The organism is Alteromonas sp. G5_S2_22_S1 (assembly GCF_054968525.1).
Genome location: NZ_JBQKUJ010000027.1, coordinates 1 through 19481, shown reverse-complemented (window position 1 = coordinate 19481; position 19481 = coordinate 1). Strand labels below are relative to the sequence as shown.

The following is a 19481-nucleotide window of genomic DNA, read 5'->3' as shown; positions in this document are numbered from 1 at the left end:
CTTTTAGATACTACCTTTACGCTACTGTTTTATTGTATTGCTCCACAAACTTTTTGGGTGGTAAGCTCATAACCTTTTTAAAGGACGTCGAAAAATAAGCCGCGGTGCCGAAGCCCACGTCTAGGCAGGTATCTAGAATACTCTTTCCTTCTAACAATAATGGGATAGACTTTTCTACCCTAAAACGTGAAAGAAACTCACTGAAGTTATAATCGAAAAGTTCTGACATTCTACGGTTCAAACTTCGAGGGCTGATCAGTAACGCCGTTGCTGCCTGATCTCTGTTGAAAGACTCATCGTGATAGTTTTTTTCGAGTACAGCAATAAAGTTGAGATAAAACGCCATATCTTTTTCGTTATCAAACTCTCGAATTTTTAGGCAACCAAACTTGAACACAGGTTGATCGCGCCCCTCTTCCCCTTGTTCCTTTGCCTCCCTGACAGCTAAAAGATGCTCTACACGAAGCATAATTTCTTCGTTAGAGGCAGGCTTTGCCAAGAAGTAATCTACTTTTTCTTCTAACGCAGATTTTTCTAGTTCTGCTCCGGTTTTAGCGGTAAGCATTAATATAGGAATATTGGCATAGCTGGCATTACTGCGAATGGCCTTAGTCAAACTAAGTCCATCCATTTCGTGCATCATTTGATCGGTAATCACTACATCCACTAAGTAATGCTGCATAACGTCTAAAGCCTGTGTACCATTTCGCGCTACTAAACAGCGATACTTAGGAGAAAAAAGTTCGAAGAGATAAGAACGAAACTCCCTGCTGTCATCAACAATTAACAGAGATTTCTTGCTTGTCTCAGCATTTGTCGGCGACAAATTTTCAGCGTGCGAATTCAAAAAAGCAATATCATCGATAGGCAACGTTACGGTTATTCTCGTCCCCACACCTTTTTGACTTTGAAGAGTAACCTCCCCTTGGTTCAACTCGACTAGGGTTTTAACCATTGTTAACCCAACACCATTTCCCTCTATTTCTGTATTTCCCCTAGCAAATCTCTCAAATACTTTACTCTGCAGGTTGTCTTCAATCCCTTCACCATCGTCGCTTACGGTTATCTTCAGCACTTTGCTATCTTGTACTGCACTCACTTTTATCGTGCCAAGTTCAGGTGTAAATTTAACAGCGTTTTGTACTAAGTTAGCCAAGATTTTTTCTAGGCTATCGCTAATGAGCAATACCTCTTTTTTCCCCTTTATCCGAACCTCTAAATTTTGCCTCTTTTGTTTGGCTAAAGGCTCTAGGGATAAAACAATAAAACGGATTTTTTCTAACGAGTATGACTTGTAGTAGTCCTCAATGTTTAACGCTGAGGGAACATCGTGGTTCATTTGGTTAATTAGTTGCTCAACCCTCTTCATATTATCTTGAACACAGACTAACTCTTTGCGCGTCCCCATATCTGTATCAGAGATTTTTTCTAACGAGCCGTTTATGACTTGAATGGGTGTTCGAAGTTCGTGGGTGATCTCGTTGATGAAACGCTCTTTACTACGCAGCATTTTTTCGAACTTTGAGTGTCCGTCGGTTATTTCATATCGAGTCAGGTGGGTGTATAGGGTGGTGGTTTTGAACTGCCCCCAGAGAATCGTTAAATAGCCAACTCTATAAAGTATAAATATGCACAATGTTATGAGTAGATAGCATAAAAGTGCGTAGCTTTGCAGATATAGAGGCAAAGCCACTTCAAAAAGAAGCGATGATACCGGGGATTCTTCTCCTTTCACCCTCGCTTGAAATTCATAGTGACCGGCGTTTAAGTCGGACACAGTTAGAAAAGCCTGAGGCATGGGGTGAACTTTCCATTCATCCTCGATACCTAAAATCCTGAACTCTAGTTCCTGAGTCTCATGTGCAGAGTAGCTGTTTGTCCTAAAATCTAAAGACAACTCATTAAAGCTGTTTTCTAATTTGATAGGTGAATTTTCTAATAGTGAACTTGGGGATAAACTGCGGGGGGTCATTTCACTATCTACCCATTCAACACGAGTGAAAATGACCTTACTTTTAATATCCTGTTTCACTTTCATTGCTTCGATAGCTTTTATCTCATCAACCACGTATGAATACTTATCTCCAAGAATAATTAAGCGGTCACCTAATTCTCTTATCCCTCTATACTCAAAATCTGTGTCGAAGAAACCATCACTTTCATCAAATAAAAAAACTTGTTCACCCGGTGTGAAAGCATAAAGCCCCATATTAGTTAAGAACCATAAGTTTTTATTGCTGGTTAGCTGCCCTCCTCTGATAAATCGCGCCTCATTTTCAAAGTGAAATTTTGACTGTTTTATATTCCCATTTCTCTTGCTAATTGACTTAACTCCTTGCCCCGATGTACAAACAAGAAAAACCTCCTCTAATTCAATTAAACAAGTCAAACCTACCCAATGACCTTCGTCTGGAGAAATAGTTTTCCAATGAAATTTTGACATCTGGATATGAAAGTTGCTTTTCGTATCGAATCCAGCAATTTCTCCTGAGGAAGTTGATAGAGAGAACAGCATTTGGCGTGGAGCAGGTATTTTATCTACTATCACATCATTCACTATCAGATCGTAAAAACCTTGTTCACCATCATCATGATAAGCATAGTAAGATGAATCTGAATTGTTTATTGAGTGAGAAAATGGGGAATCGCAATAAGCGTAGCTTGCGATACTCTTTGAGTAAGTTTTATTAACGATTTTGAGGTTTTTATCTATACACTGGTTGCCTTGCCAAAAATCAGAGGGGGTTAATTCACCATTTTCAAGATTGATTAGATAACTTTTATCTTTCGTTTTAACAGCGTATCCAAACTCGTCGCTAACACCGAAAGTCTTGATGTTCTTCCTTAAAACTTGATCATTTTCATGAATAAGGTTTATAGCCTCATGGGAAGGAGTGATTGAAATAAGGCCGAGTTGTGAAGAAGCGAGTAACAATTCTCCCGAAGAGATTTCGGTTAACTTAACTATGCTTTTTATACCCTCAGAGGTAATCAAGGGAGACATAAAAGCAGGCTTCCTTATCTCTGCTTTTACTATTTCGTATAGGCCACCAGCCGCTATAAATATTCGCCCCTCCCTTGAAACGTAAATATCTGAGACTGGTCCTACACTATCGCTAAGCTCTTTGAATGAATAAAAAGAAAATTCGTCGGTAAAAGTATCCCAAAGATAAACACCTTCCTTACCTCCAATGTAAACATTGTTTTCAGATACAGCAACAGAATGTATTTTTGAAAGAAGCGGTAACGTTTTCGCTAGATTGACTAGTTCAATGGCTGTCTTTTCAGGCGTGACTACTATTAGCCCCTCTTCCGAAGTCAAATAGACTATTTCGTTCTTATGGACAGCGATAGAAAGGACTTTATCTACATGGCCGACTCCTATATTCGAGGCCCAATCTTGAACCACACCTGTGCTCTTTTCTACAATGACCACGCCTTGTATGAGTGAAACAACAAGAAAGTGCTCTAAAGCTGCAATCTTCCAAGCATACTTCGGCCACTTGGTATTTTTGGAAAACATTTCAGAAGCACCGGTTTCAAGATTATACTTGTGAACCCCTACCCCAAATTCGACTATCCAGAGTGTTTCTTTGCCATCGAAAAAGAGGTCGGAAATTGTACCGTGCATTTCAGGGGAAGAACTATAGGCAACCTTTTCTGATTGACCTCCTAAATATTTAAAGACCCCATTTTCTGAAGCGATATAAACAGAATCACCAACAACTTCAACATCTCTAATAATACCCGCCGAGATACCCGCAAACTTTGTTTTACCGTTTAATGAAACTTCTAATGCATGTGAGGTATTGGAAAAAAAGAGACAAAGAATTACTAAAATTGCGCCAAGTCCTAAATATTTTGTGCAATATTTCAATGTTGTCTCTATTCGCAAATCCATATGTCTGAAGCCTTGTTAATTTTGCATCGCTTTCTAGCGTTGTTAAATTAAATGAGGAAAAGGTTCACTATGAATATCGAACAAAAAACAAACATGCAAGAGCTTGCAGAGGAAGACTATACTAAAGTATATGCAGGAACTGGGCCTATGCACCTTTGTGATGAGGAGCTATTAAATATTCTTCCTGAATTACCACCTCCTCCTGATGGCCATAAAGTTGAAATCTAAACCAACAACCACTTCATCCCAGCATTTTCGGCGGCTTGCTGGTCATAAATAAAATCGCCTACATACAGGCAGTCTTCAGGTTGAAGCTGCCATGTATTCGCCACCATTAATAATGCGGTTGGATCGGGTTTGGCTGGGGCATCTTCGCGGGTAAGCACGTAGTCGATGGGAATGCCGTTATTGGCGACTTTAATAGCGGTTGCTTGGCGGCAGTTGCGGGTAACTATCGCCATGGGTAAATTATGAGCTTGCACTTTTTCTACCATGGCTTTGCCTATCTCTAGCCATTTCGCATTTTGAGCGTCTTCTAACTCGTGCCGTAAAATAGCATTGTGTGCATTAGCTTTTGTTCTAACGCAAGTAAGGGCGTCGATAAACGTAAGAATGTCTTGGTCATGTGGGCAGCCCACATCGTCACGCATTTTCGTAAAGTTAAGGCTCGACTCTACTAAGGTGCCATCTAAATCAAATATTACGCCTTTAACACCGGTTAAATCTATTTGCTTAATATTCACGCCCTTTTATACCTTTTACTTCGTTAGCCGTATTATTGCTTGGGTTAAGCGGCAGGTGCCTACTACGCCTTTGCTCTATGTTTGATTTTTATGATGCCACGATTAGGCTTTGCATTGGATTACGTTTACTTAAGGCGTTGAAGTTTTAACAAAAAGCCGACTCGTTTATTTAAGTTTACCCTAGCCACACCTTGCATTAGCATAGCCGCTCTTTTTGGCAAACTAAATTTGCCCTTTCTGAATTAATCATATTTTTAACAGGTAATTTATGGGTGTTTTTGCTGCGCTAGGTACAGCGCTTTGTTGGGCGATTGCTGCCCGTCTTTTCAGAGGTACGGGCAACGCATTTTCACCGCTTACCATGAACTTTTGGAAGGGGCTTATTTCTATCGCCATTTTAGCGGCAGTACTGCTAGTGGTTCAGCCTACAGGGCTTACCACTAGCACTGTTTTATGGCTGCTTGTAAGCGGGCTAATTGGTATAGGCATTGGCGACACCTGCTTTTTTAAAGCCCTGCAAAGCATTGGCGATAGCCAAGCTGTACTGGTTGCCGAAACCCTTGCGCCGCTTTTTACGGCCCTTTTCGCTATGGCTTTTATTGGCGAATGGATCACCTGGCAACAGTGGGTCGGCGTAGCCGTTGTTTTGTTTTCTGTCGACATGGTAATTAAAGCACGCAAGCGCAGTACTACCCACGTATTTGCTACCAGTGGTTATTTATATGGCGTGGGTGCTGCGCTATGTCAGGCTATAGGGGCGGTAGTTAGCCGCGACATTTTAAGCGCGGGTGAAATTGACGCTGCCAGTGCCGCGTTTTTACGCTTAGTGGGTGGTATGTTTTTTGTCGTCCCCTTTATTGCGCTTACGAAAACGCGCTATATGCCCGTTATTGAAAATGGCAATCGTGTATGGCCCGCGTTTGTCTTAGCCACGTTACTGGGTACTACTGCCGCAATTTACTTACAAATGTTTGCTTTTGCCTATGCAAAAGCCGCCGTTGTTCAAACGCTTATTGCCACCAGCGCATTAATGTCGCTTGGGGTTGCGTGGGTGCTGGGAGAAAAAGCCACAAGGGCCACTATTATCTGGTCTGGGGTTGCCCTAATAGGCGTTGCTATTTTGGTAAGCTTTGGCGCGCCTTCTGCACACTAACAGCGTATTAAATTTTGCCTTTAAGCTACTCATAAACAAACCTCTCCCCCCGCCCCCATAAAAAAGCCGCTTTTTTTATGGGGCTTTTGTAGTACTTCCCCAATCAAATCGATATTATTGAGGAAAAACAAAATCGAATACTCATGTTTCAAAAGATTGCTTGTACAATAATTTTGATTTTAAGCGTTGCGTTTGCTTCTTTCACAACAGAGGCAAGTGATGCGATAGACGCTTTCATAGAGGAAGTTCGCACTCCTTCATACGACTGTCCTAGCCAGTCCTTGTTTCCTCAACTTGAAAAAACGCTTTTAGGCGAATCTCTTTCTACCCAGCAGCGTTTCGCACTGACTGTCGCAAAGGGGCAGTTTTTGATTTGCCGCGGCAAATATGAAGAAGCAGAAAAAATGCTGCTAAAAGCGATAATGCAGAGCAACATTGATGAGAGTTCCTATGCATTTGCGTCTGCCATTTATCAAATTGGCTTCTCTTATGATGCAAGGGAAAACCCAGCGCGCTGTAAATACTATAAGCAGGCGCAAGACTTATCTTCACCCGAACGTCACAGCGATATTTTTACCAGTGCCTCTTTAGGGCTTATTAGCTATTGTTCCGATTCTTCATCCCCTGAAGTTAGGCTGGGCAAAATGTTTGGCGTGTTAAAGCGCTATTCAAATGACGGTAGCCCGGGGGAACTGGCGCATATTCATAACTCTATAGGTTTACTTTACGGTAGCTTAGAGCAGCACGCCCTCGCCGCCGAGCAGTATTTAAAAGCCCATGAGATGGGGCTTCAAGTGTACGAAGGCAGTAACAGGGTAAGTATTATTATTAGCGCCATTGTGTCACTGTTAAGCAGTGGTCAGTTCGACCGAGCGTACCAAAGCATATTAGAACTAGGTGCATTAAATACTGAAATAGATACCACGCTTAGCAACTTTTTGTATCAGTACGCGCTGTCAATTTATTATAGAAAAACCCAAGACTATACTAGCTTGGCTTACACCCTGCCCGATCTAGAAGAGGCAACAGCGAATATATCCAGTTCGCTAGGTGAGATGCTGGTTAGCTGGCATAAAACCGAAATTTGCTTACAAAATAGCGACCTGCCTTGCATAAGAGAGTACCTATCAGAAATCAAGGCAATGAACGCCAATGTAATACCTAAGGTATTTGAAACCAATTTAGACTATTTAAGTTTTAATGTAGATATGTACATTGCGTTAGGGGATTTGGAGCGCGCTAAAGCGGCGCACAACATTTATTCAAAAGAAGTCACAAAGCGCAGGGAACTGGCGCAAGACTCTTCCTTAATTATCGGTGCAGCCAACCTTTATACTCGCATTTATGATCTAGAGTCTGCCATTGAGCAAGCTGAGCAGCGACGTAAAAATACACTGTATACCGCTATTATTGTTTTCATACTGATAAGTGGTATAGCGGGCTATGTCTTGCACAGAAAACACCAAGCGCGTAAAGCTATCGACCCGGTAACTCAGCTACTTAACGCCGACTCTGCTATTTCCCGTATCAATAAACTTGATGCGCCAAAACTAGGTAGAGCCATTGCCATCGCCATTTTCGATGTGAGTAACCTGCGTGACATTACCCGTAAACTGGGCTCAACCAAAGGCGATTTGGTGTTAAGAAAAATAGCCCAGACCCTTCAAAATGCGACGCGCGGCAATGACATTCTTGGCCGTTTTGGTACCGAGCAATTTATTTTGTGCCTACACAATATCGAGGAAAGAAGTGCGCGCCAGTTCTTCGATAGAGTGCAAAGCGCACTTGATAGTACGTTTGAAAGTGAAACGACAACCGACAGTATTGAGGTTGAATCACACATGAGCGTATTTATCGCTAATGAAAAGATAACGGGCCTTAACGATATACTGGATGATATCGCCATGTCCCTTGATATAAATAATAATGCCGACGATCTATAAATATACTGTAAGCTTATAAAATACTAAGCTGGTATCACTCTTTTTATGCCGGCTTTTTATTTTCTTATGTTATCCGTCTGCTCCTTTCTACATTGAATTTCAAAGCAACAGAGGCGACTTTGGTCGTATAACGCTTTCGCAAAACCATTTCTGTTTTACATTGGTATAAGCTACAAGTGCGTTTAGGCAAAGCGCTACGTTTGTCACCAATAGCAAAAGGAAGGTGTATCGTGACGCCACGGGTAATATTCTTCGATATCAACGAAACACTATTGGATATGCAGGCCATTAAAACGGGGCTCGCAACGGTTTTAGAGGGTGATGAAACGCTGGTAGACCTGTGGTTTGCTAACTTGCTTCACCATAGTTTAGTCGACACCATGTCTTCACAGTTTCACGACTTCATTGATGTGGGCGGTGCAGCACTTACGATGGTGGCCCACAGTAAAAACATTGCGCTAGATGAAAAAACGGCAAAAGACACCATTAAGCAATACATTACGAAGCTGCCTGCGCATGATGATGTCATCCCTACGCTCAAAGCTCTCCACAGTGCCGGTATTGCTTTGGTAGCGCTATCTAATTCATCTGAAACTGGCTTAAATGCTCAACTAGAATATGCCAATATTAAACACTACTTTTCCCACGTGTTGAGTGTAGAGCGCGTACGAACCTACAAGCCTCACCCCGCGGTGTATCACTGGGCTTGCCAACAAGCCAATGTGAAAAATGAAGAGGCGATGATGGTTGCCGCGCACGGATGGGACGTAAGCGGGGCTAAAGCAACGGGAATGCGAACTACGTTTGTAGAACGGCCAGGGAAAATGATGTACCCGCTCGGTTTAACTCCCGATCACAGTATTGCATCATTGAATGAGCTGGTTAGTTTAGTAACTCGTTAATGTTTTATTCTGCACGGGTTTCCCGTGTTATTGCAGCACAAACAAAAAAGTCTTACCTAGGTAAGACTTTTCTATTCGTATTAGCGCTAATTCGCTATGTCGCTTTCAGCAAGCATTTAGGCAATTAGAGTTTAGCCAGTTCTGGCTTATTTGCTTCAAAACCTTTCATGCTACAAGAAGTGCGCTTTGTTTTTAATGCGCCTAGCTGACGTTTCAGCCACGACTTCTGGATCCCTGACTTGGCAGTATCCATTTCACTGCTAACACGCGTTATTTCTTTGCCGACATTAACACATTCTTTTTTATTTGGTTCAAATCCGCCATTCGCAAAAACAGAAGAAGAAAACATTAAGGCCGATAGCGCTACTAGCGTTTGCTGTTTCATAAGAGTCCCCAACTACTCGTTATAATCCCAGGTTAGTGTCATACCGTAAAAATGAGCATATACTTGCTTTAAATCTGTAAGGAATATAGCAGGCCTTTTATTCTTGTTAGGTACTTCAAAATATACGCAGTAATAAATCACTGCTTACTTTACTGAAACCACTACCTGTAAGCCATTGTCTTTTATATTATTATGACGACTTTACTTAATCTTACCATTCCACTTACGTATCGATTTTTATATTTTGCGTAATTAACAATTAGCCTATCCATAGTATCGGCCACAGTAACAGCATTCTGTAGCAGCATTACTAACTGTAACGCGTTGATATTAAAACACCTTAGGTTTTTCGAAACAAGTGGGCTTATCCCAATCCACTTAGCGATTTTAGGACGGGCATTTCTTTTTTGTTAGTATTTACTTACTACACCTACAAACGACTACCCGCTGACAGTTTTTCTACTGTTTCCATCACTGTTTCACCCATCCTGTCTAAGCTTATCACTTGCTTGGCCGCGCCCTTCTCGATGGCTACTTTTGGCATGCCAAATACAATGCAGCTCGCGTCATCTTGGCAAAAGGTTTCACAGCCCGCATTTGATAATTCAAGCAAGCCCGTTGCACCGTCACTGCCCATGCCAGTCAATAGCACACCAATCGCGTTACTACCTGCGCTCCTACAAGTTGAATTGAACAGTACGTCAACAGAGGGCTTATGGCCTGAAACCCGGGGCCCATCAGTTAACCTAATTCGATAGTCAGCCCCGCTCCTTTCTATCTCCATATGCTTATCACCTGGCGCTAGGTAAGCTTGTCCAGGCAGCAAGCGTTCCCCGCCTTTTGCCTCTTTGACCTGCATTTGACATACCGAGTCTAAACGCCTTGCGTAGGTCGATGTAAACCCAGCGGGCATGTGTTGAGTGATAACCGTCGCCGGTGCATTTGCAGGAAATGTTCGCAGCACTTCCTTAATGGCTTCAGTGCCACCGGTAGATGCGCCTATCGCAATAAGTTTTTCTGTGCCAGTGTAGTTCACTTTGCTTACCGCTGATGCCTTAGCAGGCGTCGCTTTCTTTACTTTAGAGCGGGCGGCAGTACGTATTTTTCCAACTATAAGTTGGTGATAATCAGCCATGCCCTGCGCCACGCCAATTTTGGGTTTCGCAACAAAGTCGATAGCCCCAAGTTCCAATGAACGAAGTGTGGCGTCAGCGCCCTTTTCGGTGAGCGTGGAAATCATCACAACCGGGGTCGGTTTTGCATTCATTAGTACTTCAAGGAACCGTAAACCATCTACTTTTGGCATTTCGATATCGAGCGTTATTACATCAGGTGATTTCTCTAATACGAGTTTTTTCGCTACAAACGCATCGGGCGCTGCACCCACCAATGTCATGTCTGGTTCGCTTTTTATAATTTCGCTGAGAATTTGTCTTATCAACGCAGAGTCATCGACTACCAGTACTTTAATTGTCATTTTCAGTCCTCAAATAAATCAACACTACCGTTTGGTGCCCGAGCAGACAGCTCCCAACGATGCTGGCTTTCGCGCTCAATAATGGTCGCATTATTAAGTTCATGAATACGCTTCATGAGTACGTTACCGTCATTAGGGAAAAAATAGATTTTTCGTGCATAGGTATCGCACAAGTCACTCGCGAGTATGGGAATGCGCTCTGTGTTTAAAAATTGGGTAACAAATTCGGCGTTAAACCTTCCCACATCGTTTTGAACGAACGAGGGAACCACCTTCCCCCCGCCAAATATTTTTGCCTTAATTCTCTTTTTTGACGCCCCGGCCTTCACTAAATCGTTAATAAGCAGTTCCATGGCGTGAACGCCATACTTCGCGGCCATCCCCTGCATTTTGTCGAACTCTTCGGCAGTTTTATTCACGCTTGGCAGCATAAAATGGTTCATGCCACCAATGCCTGAAACCGGGTCAAATAAACATGCCGCCACACAGGAGCCCAGCACAGTGACCAGCATTTTATTTTGGGTAGTAACGAAGTACTGCCCTGGCAACAGCTTTACAGCGTCAGTTGCAAAGCGTTTGTCGTAATAGCTTATCGGTACTTCAAAGTTGCAAGACGCCACGAATACTCCTAATCAGCCGGTCGATAAATAGTTTTTCCTACCGGTCTCACAAGGTTAGTATACATATTGAAATTTTCAGAGTGCCCCGCCATATAAAGTCCAGTGGGCTTAAGCATGCCCACCATTTTTTGCAGTACTTTTAGCTGGGTTGGCTTGTCAAAATAAATCATCACATTTCGGCAAAAGATAATATCTATGGGCCCCTTTACATCCCATTTTTTATCTGTCAGGTTGAGCTTTTTAAACTGCACCATGTTGCGAAGTTCATCGACCACTTTTACCTTGCCCTCGTTCGCCCCTTTTCCTTTGTGAAAAAACCGCTTCTGCCGGTGAACAGGTATTTTTGAAATCGAAGCGAATGGGTAAATGCCAGCCTTTGCTTTACTCAACACCTTACTATCAATGTCTGAAGCTATGATTTTCACGGGCGTTTTAAAGCTACCAAAGGCTTCTGCCACGACCATAGCAATCGAGTAAGGCTCTTCTCCCGTGGAACTTGCCGCACACCAAATGTTCGTTACATTCGAATGCTGTCGCAAATACTCAGCCAAGGCGGTGAAATGATGGGGCTCTCTAAAAAACGACGTCAAGTTGGTGGTTAGCGCATTGATAAACTGTTCTAACTCAGCCTCTGATTGATTCACTACACCAAGGTACTCACTAAAGCTTTTTAAATTGAGTGCCCGTATGCGCCGCGCCAATCGGCTGTACACCATAGCCTCTTTTGCGTCCGACAAATTAATGCCCGCTTTTTTAAACAGCATTTGCTGAACATTCTTGAAGTCCGCCTTTTCAAAGGCGAACTCCCGTATACCATTGCGTTCCTCTACCGCTGCCATCATTAAAACGACTCCCACTCGGCCTCAACAGGCATAGCAGGTTTAAGTACAGCTGACTGCGGGGCGTGATGAGTGGTCGAGGCCACGCGTTGATGGCCAAAATTTCTTTGAGGTAATGCGGCGAGATGTTGCTGGTCAGCAGTTAGGCCTTTACCTACTTCAAATACCGATACTCGCTCGTTTAGCTGTGCCGATTGCTGTTTCAAACTATCTGCCGCGGCCGCTGCTTCTTCTACCAAGGCCGCGTTTTGCTACGTCATTTCATCCATTTGGATAACCGCTTTGCTCACTTCTTCTATTCCAGAAGCCTGTTCTGCCGATGCGGCAGCAATTTCAGACATGATATCGTTTACGCGCTTAATGGAGGTGACCACCTCAGCCATGGTTTCACCCGACTTCACCACCAACTGATTGCCGCTTGCAATTTTGCTTACTGAGTCTGAAATAAGCTCTTTAATGTCTTTGGCAGCTTCTGCAGAACGTTGCGCTAAATTACGTACTTCTGACGCTACTACGGCAAAACCCCGACCTTGTTCACCCGCTCGGGCTGCTTCCACTGCCGCATTTAATGCTAAAATATTGGTTTGAAAGGCAATGCCGTCAATCACGCCTATGATGTCCGAAATTTCTTGTGCTGAGTCGTTAATTTGCGTCATGGTATCTACGACCTCACCAATGACTTCTCCCCCTTGAGAAGCTATTTTGCTAGCTTGCGCAGCTAAACCGTTAGCTTGCTCTGCATTTTCAGCATTGAGTTTAACCGTTCCGGTTAGCTCTTCCATACTTGATGCGGTTTCTTCGAAGCTTGAAGCCTGCTGCTCAGTTCGGCTTGATAAGTCAGCGTTACCTGTCGCAATTTCACCAGATGCCACATTTATTGTTTCAACGGCATCATTGATACTGGTAATGGTGCCGCGCATTTCATTAATGAACTGGTTTATCGCTTCACCAAGTACAGCGAAGTCTCCTTCAAGAGCGTGCTCGATATTAACCGTTAAGTCTCCCTCGGTCAGTCTTGTCATGACATGCTTAATTTCATCTACGGCTTGGGTTCTGCCGGTAATATCAGTAGCAAATTTAACCACACGGAAAGGCTTACCATTGTGATCTAAAATTGGGTTATAGGTGGCTTGAATAAATATTTCTTTGCCGTCTTTGCCCACTCTTCGGTATTCCCCCGAAGAATACGTACCATTGCGTAGTCCGTTCCAGAACGCCGCGTATTCTGGGCTAGCTCGGTAAGCAGGGTCCACGAACATACTGTGATGCTTGCCTTTAATTTCTTCAAGGGTATAGCCCACCGTGTTTAAAAAGTTGTCGTTGGCATGCTGAATAATGCCGTCCATATTAAATTCAATGACGGCCTGCGACTTTCCAATTGCTGCAAGTTGCCCTTCATAGTAAGCATTTTTAACTTTTTGTTCGGTAATGCTCAGCTCATTATTACGCGCTTGATCAAGCAAGTTTTCCATCACGTGCGTTAAATTCATTAACGCATCAAAACCAAAGATACCGCTACCACCCTTAATGGAATGGGCAGCACGGAATATACTGTTCAGTTCTTCAGGATCTGGTGATTCAACATCCAAGCCCATCAATAGCTGTTCCATATCGTCGAGATGCTCATCGCTCTCGTCGAAAAATACGCTATGGAACTGTTCAATATCGATGCTCATTCTGAATCCTTCCAGATAATAGGAATGGTTAGGCGACCTAACCCAATACGCGGCGCCTTACGTCAAGAAGCTTATTAGGGTCGAAGGGCTTAACCATCCAGCCTGTTGCACCGGCAGCTTTGCCCTTCGCTTTCATATCGCCACCAGCTTCTGTCGTAAGCATAACGATAGGCGTTCTGCTGTAGGCACCAAGGCCTCGCAAATTTTTAATAAGAGTTAGGCCGTCCATACGGGGCATGTTTTGATCGGTTAACACAAAATTAAATTGCTGACTTTTGCACTTATCAAAGGCTTCTTGACCGTCTTGGGCTGTGGTGACGGTATACCCAGCGCCCTTTAGTGTCATTTCTACCATTTGACGAATTGATACCGAATCGTCGACGACTAAAATGTGTTTGCTCATTTGCTCACTTCTCCAAAGTATGTCATTACTGACGTGCTTCCTGTTCCTTTCTTAGCTTAGAACAATTCAACTTCTCCAGCGTCCATAGAGGTTGCAGACACTGGGTTGTGGTCATTTTTACCTTTCGCAGCGAGTCCTTTTTGGTACTCATTTAATGCGTTGACGAAACGCTCAATATTGCTGGCATCTAACGTTGCCAACTGTTCTAAAATGAACGCGATCATGTCTTGGGTATATTGGATATGCTGGCCGTTAATATCCCCGAACTGCATACCTCGGATAGCTGCGTTTATCGACGCATCAAGCTGTGCTCCTATATCTTCAATTTGTTTCGTAGTAACAAGGTCTGCTTCTGCTTTTCTGATGATTTCCGCCAGTTGATCACTAATATGTGATTTAGCATTAACAACCTGTGATATATCTTGCGAGGCTACAAATTCTGCAGTGTCAGTAAGCTTATCTACCAAACTACGAATGTTCTCGACCTGGGTTTTAATTACGTCACTGAACTGGGTAGAACGGGTTGAAAGGGCGCGTACTTCATCTGCTACAACCGCAAAGCCTCTACCTGCTTCACCGGCTCGCGCCGCTTCAATAGCTGCGTTTAGGGCCAATAAGTTAGTTTGGGCGGCAATATCGTCAATACCGCTTAGCGCATCTATCACGGTAGGCATTGCCTGTTGGATAGTTTGCACCTGTTCCATCAAGTGCTTTGTTGATGAGGACATTTGCTCGGTTGAATCGATAAATTGGGTTAGGGTTCCGTCGGTTTCTTGCGCAAAGGTGCGCATGCGTTCGGAATAGGACTGTGTTTGCGTAGCATCAACGCTCAATAACGCATCAATACATTGTGTTTGCTGTGCTACCAGTCCCTTTAGACTACTAAAAGCATGTGACAAGGTTTCAACCGCATCATCTTGCGTCGACTTAATAGAGGATAAGTTGGTATCACATGTGCTCAATGAATGGGAGAGCTCTTCGCTCGCTTTTTTAATATCAGTACTACCTGCTTGTTCGCTTTGCCCTAGGGAGTCGTTATTTGGATAGATCTCGTCAACTTCATCCGCACTTTTGCTATAAACGAAAGCACTAAAGACAACTACGCCTGTTAGTACCGCAAGCGCTGTGAGCGCGGACACAAAAAAGAACAAAGCCCAAGAAGCAGCTATGCCTACTACACAAAGTACATATATGCTCTTTAAAGCCCCTTGCTGCATAGAAGGTAAGTTATTAGATGACAAAAAAACTCTCCTTGAAAAGACACTGCGACTTATCCTCAACAGTACTCTTTCATAATTAAGCACGTTACTTGGTTCACGAATTGCAAAGCGCTGGGCACACTATATGAGCGCCAATAGACAAAAAGCCTAGCGCAAAAGCAACATAACGTTGTTAGCTAAGCTGGGTAACAACGTTATGATTAACTGGCTTTGCACACATGAGATAAGCGTAGTACCCATTTTGAAAAGTAGGCAAGAACATGCATAGGTTTTTTATTAAAAAAGCGCTCTATGGCTTTAACTGCGTCTAAAAAGCGCAAACTAGTTCTTATCAGGCTTGTTTTCAGAGTATTTGGCTTCGTTCCACTATGCGACAAGTGCGCGACTATGCAAGGTGCTCTTTCTGAAATTGAAACATTCAAGTGTGCCTATGACGCACGCCACTCCCTAGTAATTTAGCCATACATACCATTATTAAGTTTTTGATTTCGAAAGGTGCTTAGCACCGAACAATAGTGTAGGTGAAGGCATATTGTTACCTCTATTCAATGTCATCGAGTCAGATAAGCGTAACGATTTAACTCCCTTTTTAAGTCAAGAAATGCGTCTGGCTTTTTGGCGTAAGCCTTTGGACTATATGGTTGAAAAATATAAGCCAGCTACGAATGAAGTATGGGTTATTGGAGACTGTGAGGAGTCTGCAATTAGTGCAGATAATAGTTTAGGCACGAAAACGGTTCAGATACTTCGGACGGGCGTTAAAAAACCACTAAAAGCACAATTCCATGTGTCTTCGCGTCAAGAGTTTTTAAGTTTGGTACAGATGTCGTAGCGCTAGTGTATCCGTCACTATCAATAACTGGAGGCGTTTATTGGCCTTTCAGCTGCTACATGCAGCTTAAATAGTGGAAACTATCTGTTCAGTTTCGATTTCATCAATAAGCCCCACTAGGGGGCATTATCATGCTCAAATTCATCTATCTTGTGGATCTATTTATATGAGGCTGGTCAATTATGGATCCAGACTATCAGAATCAGGCAAAGGTGTGTATTTGTATCCAGTCAATACCCAAACTCCATTCACATAAGTATAAGTCCACTCCCTGGTTCCATCAGCTCTAGTCTGCTTGACTGTTTGCTTGTCACCTTCTTTCGGTGCTGGATCAGGGTTTGGGACACTGTTAAGAGTTTCAAAAGAACTTTCGGCTCCTTTATTAGACTCTCCTACACCCATACAGAAATGTTTCTTACTTATCAAAGTATAAGGTTCGTCAAGATCAAAAGTGTTAGTGCTAATTGCTTCATACATTGCATCAATCAGCCCAGAACTAAGAGTAGGGGTGCCTTTTTCTTCTACCACTTCAGTACTACAAACCGTTTTTGCTAAAGTGGAACCAGGAAATACAATAAATGAAACAATGAAGAATGATACATAAGTACCTAATTTGACTACTTTTGGCGGCTTCGAACGTGCTCGATGGCTTTTATTCGATGATAGAAAATTACGAATATACTTTGGCATTATAATTAAAACTCCCTCTTAATTTAAATCGTGAAAGTCCACAACTAAAGCCTAGTCGTAGCCCATGCAAAACGCATTAAATCAAACCTCAACGATTAAGTGCATGAAATTACTTAGATTAAAAATCAACAAGTGCACCACTCGCTAAGTTAAGCACCCTTTCGTATGCACTTACGCAGCATTTGGCATAACTGGATGATTAAAGCGCTAGATAAAAGCTTTTATCGGAATAGTTTTTGGAAAACGGGGTTTGTATGGAAACTCGGGTCACCGGAATCAAAAAAGCCCCGACCATTTCTGATCAGGGCTTCTTTATAAGTGGTGCCTCGACCCGGGATTGTAACGCGCGGCGCAGCCGCAGGGGCACGCCAGCGTGTTCCGCTAACTTGATACAACAACCTAGATCAAAAAAGCCCTCGCATTTCTGCAAGGGCTTCTAAGAATGGTGCCTCGACCCGGGATCGAACCAGGGACACGCGGATTTTCAATCCCTACGAGCCTTGTTGCAATGATGCCACCTATTGATTTTAGCGGCCTGTAGCGCCGCTTCCCTGTGACAAAACGCTGTGACAAGACTAAAAATCGTCACACCTTCATCGTTCCCAAGGCACTATTTTTATTAAATTTTGTCTCATCTAAACCAATAATCCATATTTGAATTAATCAGGGTGCTGTTGAATTTAGCTTTTGCAAAAGATCTGAAGGTGCTATAAAAATTGTCTTTTTACCGTCTTTAGTAGACAGAAAAAGCCGAAGTTCGGTAAGTTTATTCAGATGACTTCTAGACGTATTATCCGAGATTGAATAAGACTTAGAAACTTCTTTGATTGTAAATATTCTTCCTGGTTCTTTAACCGCTTTTTTGATCAAATCTTTCTGGATAAAATTGAGTATATTACCCCATGCTGTTTTTTCTAATGACTCAGAAATCTTTTTGTATTCATAAACTTTATTATCCAAGTAATTTTCAAGCTCTCCGAATGCCTTATAGATAGTATCTAGCTGATAGTAAATGAAATATGTTAAGTCATTGTCATCTTTTTCTGTATACATGTATGACAACCCGTACTCTTTGGGCTTTTCCTTTAAGAGCTTACTAATGGATATATATTTGAACAATCTATATTCGCTTTTCAACATAAACCAATAAAATAATGCTCTAGCTGTTCTACCATTACCATCTCTAAATGGGTGTTCGTATCCAACCATAAAGTGGAGGACAATTGCCTTAATAAGCGGATGAACAAAATCACATCCTCCCTGACCTGAGTGATCTTGATTAGCGAACTCGCACAACAACTTTAACCGTTCTTCAATCAGCATGAAATCGGGCGGTTGGTGTGCCACATTTCCATCTCCATCCTCTATGAATATGTCGTTCTCAACTCTAAATTCTCCAGGAACGACGTTGTTCTCCGTTGTTCCTTGTGTAGCGATTCTGTGGAACTCTAGAATCATATCCAAAGTTAGCTCGTCTTTACTCTTTTGTTCTGCATATTTAAGAAGGAGGTAATTATTAAGAATCATTCTTTCGTCTTCATCGACTGGCTCTCTTTCTTCCTCCAACATTTTCTTTGCTACTTCTCTTGTAGTTGATGCGCCTTCAAGTTGAGCACTTGTGATAGCTTCTTCCATTATAAGAGACGAAACTAAGAACTTATTCTGTAAACTATCACTCGCTGTGGAGCCTGCGACTGCACCAACATTGCCACCAGTAATTTTTACTAATTGGTAAAGAGTAGCTTCCATCGAGTGAGGAGTACAATATACAAAGGGGATACCTTTTTCGTCTTTTAACCCAATCTGTTTATATTGAGTCATCCTTTTAAATTTTACGGCCTTCCATAAATTTTCAGCGTCTTCTTTTTCAACTCTCCACTTAAATTGCGACCAGTGTAGATAACGTCCCTTACTGTCAGTAGCATCACATTGACCGAGGAAGGGGGATATATCTCTAAAATCATCTGGAAAATTGAACTTAGGTGGGTTCTCGACCCTTGCTTTTGCCATGGAGCCACTCTTCAAAGTTAATTTCGATAGTTAGTATAATGGCGTTATCAGGCGTAAAACGCAAATTTTAAATTTTGAGAGAATAGTTTTAGAAATAAAAGTAAAGTTCATAATCGCGCACTTCAATATTATTCAACGGAGTGCGGAACCTTCTCCCCATCATTAGAATTAGCTCTTCTTTATCGAATGCATAAGACTGCATATTTTGGGTAAGCCTTTGAAGACATAAGATAGGGAAACTAACCGTCAGCCTTCATATACTTTTCTAATAACCGTTCAAAAGATGGTATTAGCCAGATAGCTAAAGCTACTAGCAGTAATAACACCAGTAAGGCGAATTGAAATACAGTCATCTACCAGTCTCCGTCACACCCTGACAGGTCGTTAATTCCAAAATCGTCAAAACCATTATCAATAGACGTTGTGTCTGTCATCCAGTCGGTATCAGAATGGACATCACATCCACAAGCCATATTAGTATCTATAAAACTAATATCGAGCGTGGTATCAACACCTAGGTGGTCTGACATATCAGTGCCGCGTGGATTTCCTTCTACGTCGATAACACCAGGACAACCTTTTACTCCACTAGATAAAAGCGGTAATCCCGTTGCTTCATTAACTCCAGGCGCATCATACTCGCTCTCATCGAGTGCTGAAGTATTAGCCTCTTCACCGCTTTCCGAG

At 42.5% G+C, this 19481-nt stretch carries 16 protein-coding genes and 2 pseudogenes; 5 read left to right on the top strand and 13 right to left on the bottom strand.

Features of this window, described 5'->3' with window-relative positions; translation table 11 throughout:
• Window positions 1-16: 16 nt before the first annotated feature.
• Complete coding sequence (locus ACTRWF_RS18845; RefSeq protein ID WP_462836036.1) at window positions 17-3901, bottom strand: ATP-binding protein; 3885 nt, start codon at window positions 3899-3901, stop codon at window positions 17-19.
• Window positions 3902-3970: 69 nt separating this feature from the next.
• Between ACTRWF_RS18845 and ACTRWF_RS18840 the strand changes: the two genes are divergently transcribed.
• Window positions 3971-4129 (top strand): hypothetical protein, encoded by a 159-nt coding sequence (locus ACTRWF_RS18840; RefSeq protein WP_155761724.1) that lies wholly within the window; start codon window positions 3971-3973, stop codon window positions 4127-4129.
• Here the strand turns inward: ACTRWF_RS18840 and ACTRWF_RS18835 are convergent.
• Window positions 4126-4644 carry an HAD-IA family hydrolase gene (locus tag ACTRWF_RS18835; protein ID WP_462836035.1) on the bottom strand — a complete coding sequence of 173 codons (519 nt, stop codon included), beginning with the start codon at window positions 4642-4644 and terminating at the stop codon, window positions 4126-4128. The genes ACTRWF_RS18840 and ACTRWF_RS18835 overlap by 4 nt on opposite strands.
• A 268-nt stretch (window positions 4645-4912) precedes the next feature.
• Between ACTRWF_RS18835 and ACTRWF_RS18830 the strand changes: the two genes are divergently transcribed.
• The 3 genes from ACTRWF_RS18830 to ACTRWF_RS18820 all read left to right on the top strand — a co-directional run bounded on the left by ACTRWF_RS18830 (window position 4913) and on the right by ACTRWF_RS18820 (window position 8642).
• Entirely contained in the window at window positions 4913-5797 is an 885-nt protein-coding gene (locus tag ACTRWF_RS18830; RefSeq protein WP_012516934.1) for a DMT family transporter, read from the top strand.
• A 143-nt stretch (window positions 5798-5940) separates the two neighbouring features.
• Window positions 5941-7740 carry a diguanylate cyclase domain-containing protein gene (locus tag ACTRWF_RS18825; protein WP_462836034.1) on the top strand — a complete coding sequence of 600 codons (1800 nt, stop codon included), beginning with the start codon at window positions 5941-5943 and terminating at the stop codon, window positions 7738-7740.
• A gap of 230 nt (window positions 7741-7970) precedes the next feature.
• Window positions 7971-8642 (top strand): haloacid dehalogenase type II, encoded by a 672-nt coding sequence (locus ACTRWF_RS18820; protein ID WP_012516932.1) that lies wholly within the window; start codon window positions 7971-7973, stop codon window positions 8640-8642.
• A 124-nt stretch (window positions 8643-8766) separates the two neighbouring features.
• On the opposite strand, the gene ACTRWF_RS18815 is transcribed toward ACTRWF_RS18820, so the two are convergent.
• The 8 genes and pseudogenes from ACTRWF_RS18815 to ACTRWF_RS18780 all read right to left on the bottom strand — a co-directional run bounded on the left by ACTRWF_RS18815 (window position 8767) and on the right by ACTRWF_RS18780 (window position 15283).
• Window positions 8767-9027, bottom strand: a complete 261-nt coding sequence (locus ACTRWF_RS18815) for a hypothetical protein (protein WP_012516928.1) — start codon at window positions 9025-9027, stop codon at window positions 8767-8769.
• 430 nt (window positions 9028-9457) lie between these two features.
• Window positions 9458-10504: a chemotaxis-specific protein-glutamate methyltransferase CheB gene (locus ACTRWF_RS18810; RefSeq protein ID WP_462836033.1), complete on the bottom strand. Its 1047-nt coding sequence runs from the start codon at window positions 10502-10504 to the stop codon at window positions 9458-9460.
• A gap of 2 nt (window positions 10505-10506) precedes the next feature.
• Window positions 10507-11124: a chemoreceptor glutamine deamidase CheD gene (cheD, locus tag ACTRWF_RS18805; RefSeq protein ID WP_024015561.1), complete on the bottom strand. Its 618-nt coding sequence runs from the start codon at window positions 11122-11124 to the stop codon at window positions 10507-10509.
• Window positions 11125-11132: 8 nt separating this feature from the next.
• Window positions 11133-11963 carry a CheR family methyltransferase gene (locus ACTRWF_RS18800; protein ID WP_462836041.1) on the bottom strand — a complete coding sequence of 277 codons (831 nt, stop codon included), beginning with the start codon at window positions 11961-11963 and terminating at the stop codon, window positions 11133-11135.
• A 2-nt stretch (window positions 11964-11965) separates the two neighbouring features.
• Window positions 11966-13393: pseudogene (locus ACTRWF_RS18795) on the bottom strand (methyl-accepting chemotaxis protein); the annotation flags it as partial.
• Between the two features lie 39 nt (window positions 13394-13432).
• A pseudogene (locus tag ACTRWF_RS18790) lies at window positions 13433-13558 on the bottom strand (Hpt domain-containing protein); the annotation flags it as partial.
• Window positions 13559-13676: 118 nt separating this feature from the next.
• Entirely contained in the window at window positions 13677-14042 is a 366-nt protein-coding gene (locus tag ACTRWF_RS18785) for a response regulator (RefSeq protein ID WP_278383405.1), read from the bottom strand.
• Window positions 14043-14098: 56 nt separating this feature from the next.
• Window positions 14099-15283, bottom strand: coding sequence for a methyl-accepting chemotaxis protein (locus tag ACTRWF_RS18780; protein WP_278383399.1), 1185 nt, complete (start codon window positions 15281-15283; stop codon window positions 14099-14101).
• Window positions 15284-15794: 511 nt separating this feature from the next.
• Between ACTRWF_RS18780 and ACTRWF_RS18775 the strand changes: the two genes are divergently transcribed.
• On the top strand, window positions 15795-16094 hold the full coding sequence (locus ACTRWF_RS18775; RefSeq protein WP_231130109.1) for a hypothetical protein: 300 nt from the start codon (window positions 15795-15797) through the stop codon (window positions 16092-16094).
• A 180-nt stretch (window positions 16095-16274) separates the two neighbouring features.
• Here the strand turns inward: ACTRWF_RS18775 and ACTRWF_RS18770 are convergent, their stop codons facing one another.
• The 3 genes from ACTRWF_RS18770 to ACTRWF_RS18760 all read right to left on the bottom strand — a co-directional run.
• Window positions 16275-16784 carry a hypothetical protein gene (locus ACTRWF_RS18770; protein WP_462836032.1) on the bottom strand — a complete coding sequence of 170 codons (510 nt, stop codon included), beginning with the start codon at window positions 16782-16784 and terminating at the stop codon, window positions 16275-16277.
• Window positions 16785-17447: 663 nt separating this feature from the next.
• Window positions 17448-18794 carry a Fic family protein gene (locus ACTRWF_RS18765; RefSeq protein WP_462836031.1) on the bottom strand — a complete coding sequence of 449 codons (1347 nt, stop codon included), beginning with the start codon at window positions 18792-18794 and terminating at the stop codon, window positions 17448-17450.
• A gap of 353 nt (window positions 18795-19147) precedes the next feature.
• Window positions 19148-19481 (bottom strand): hypothetical protein (locus ACTRWF_RS18760; protein ID WP_462836030.1); only part of this gene is annotated, 334 nt, incomplete at its 5' end.

Bases quoted from the DNA above. Each gene is read 5' to 3' on its own strand.
- ACTRWF_RS18785 (WP_278383405.1), bottom strand. From the start codon at position 14,042: ATGAGCAAACACATTTTAGTCGTCGACGATTCGGTATCAATTCGTCAA.
- ACTRWF_RS18815 (WP_012516928.1), bottom strand. From the start codon at position 9,027: ATGAAACAGCAAACGCTAGTAGCGCTATCGGCCTTAATGTTTTCTTCT.
- ACTRWF_RS18765 (WP_462836031.1), bottom strand. From the start codon at position 18,794: ATGGCAAAAGCAAGGGTCGAGAACCCACCTAAGTTCAATTTTCCAGAT.
- ACTRWF_RS18810 (WP_462836033.1), bottom strand. From the start codon at position 10,504: ATGACAATTAAAGTACTGGTAGTCGATGACTCTGCGTTGATAAGACAA.
- ACTRWF_RS18770 (WP_462836032.1), bottom strand. From the start codon at position 16,784: ATGCCAAAGTATATTCGTAATTTTCTATCATCGAATAAAAGCCATCGA.
- ACTRWF_RS18800 (WP_462836041.1), bottom strand. From the start codon at position 11,963: ATGGCAGCGGTAGAGGAACGCAATGGTATACGGGAGTTCGCCTTTGAA.
- ACTRWF_RS18840 (WP_155761724.1), top strand. From the start codon at position 3,971: ATGAATATCGAACAAAAAACAAACATGCAAGAGCTTGCAGAGGAAGAC.
- ACTRWF_RS18845 (WP_462836036.1), bottom strand. From the start codon at position 3,901: ATGGATTTGCGAATAGAGACAACATTGAAATATTGCACAAAATATTTA.
- ACTRWF_RS18825 (WP_462836034.1), top strand. From the start codon at position 5,941: ATGTTTCAAAAGATTGCTTGTACAATAATTTTGATTTTAAGCGTTGCG.
- ACTRWF_RS18830 (WP_012516934.1), top strand. From the start codon at position 4,913: ATGGGTGTTTTTGCTGCGCTAGGTACAGCGCTTTGTTGGGCGATTGCT.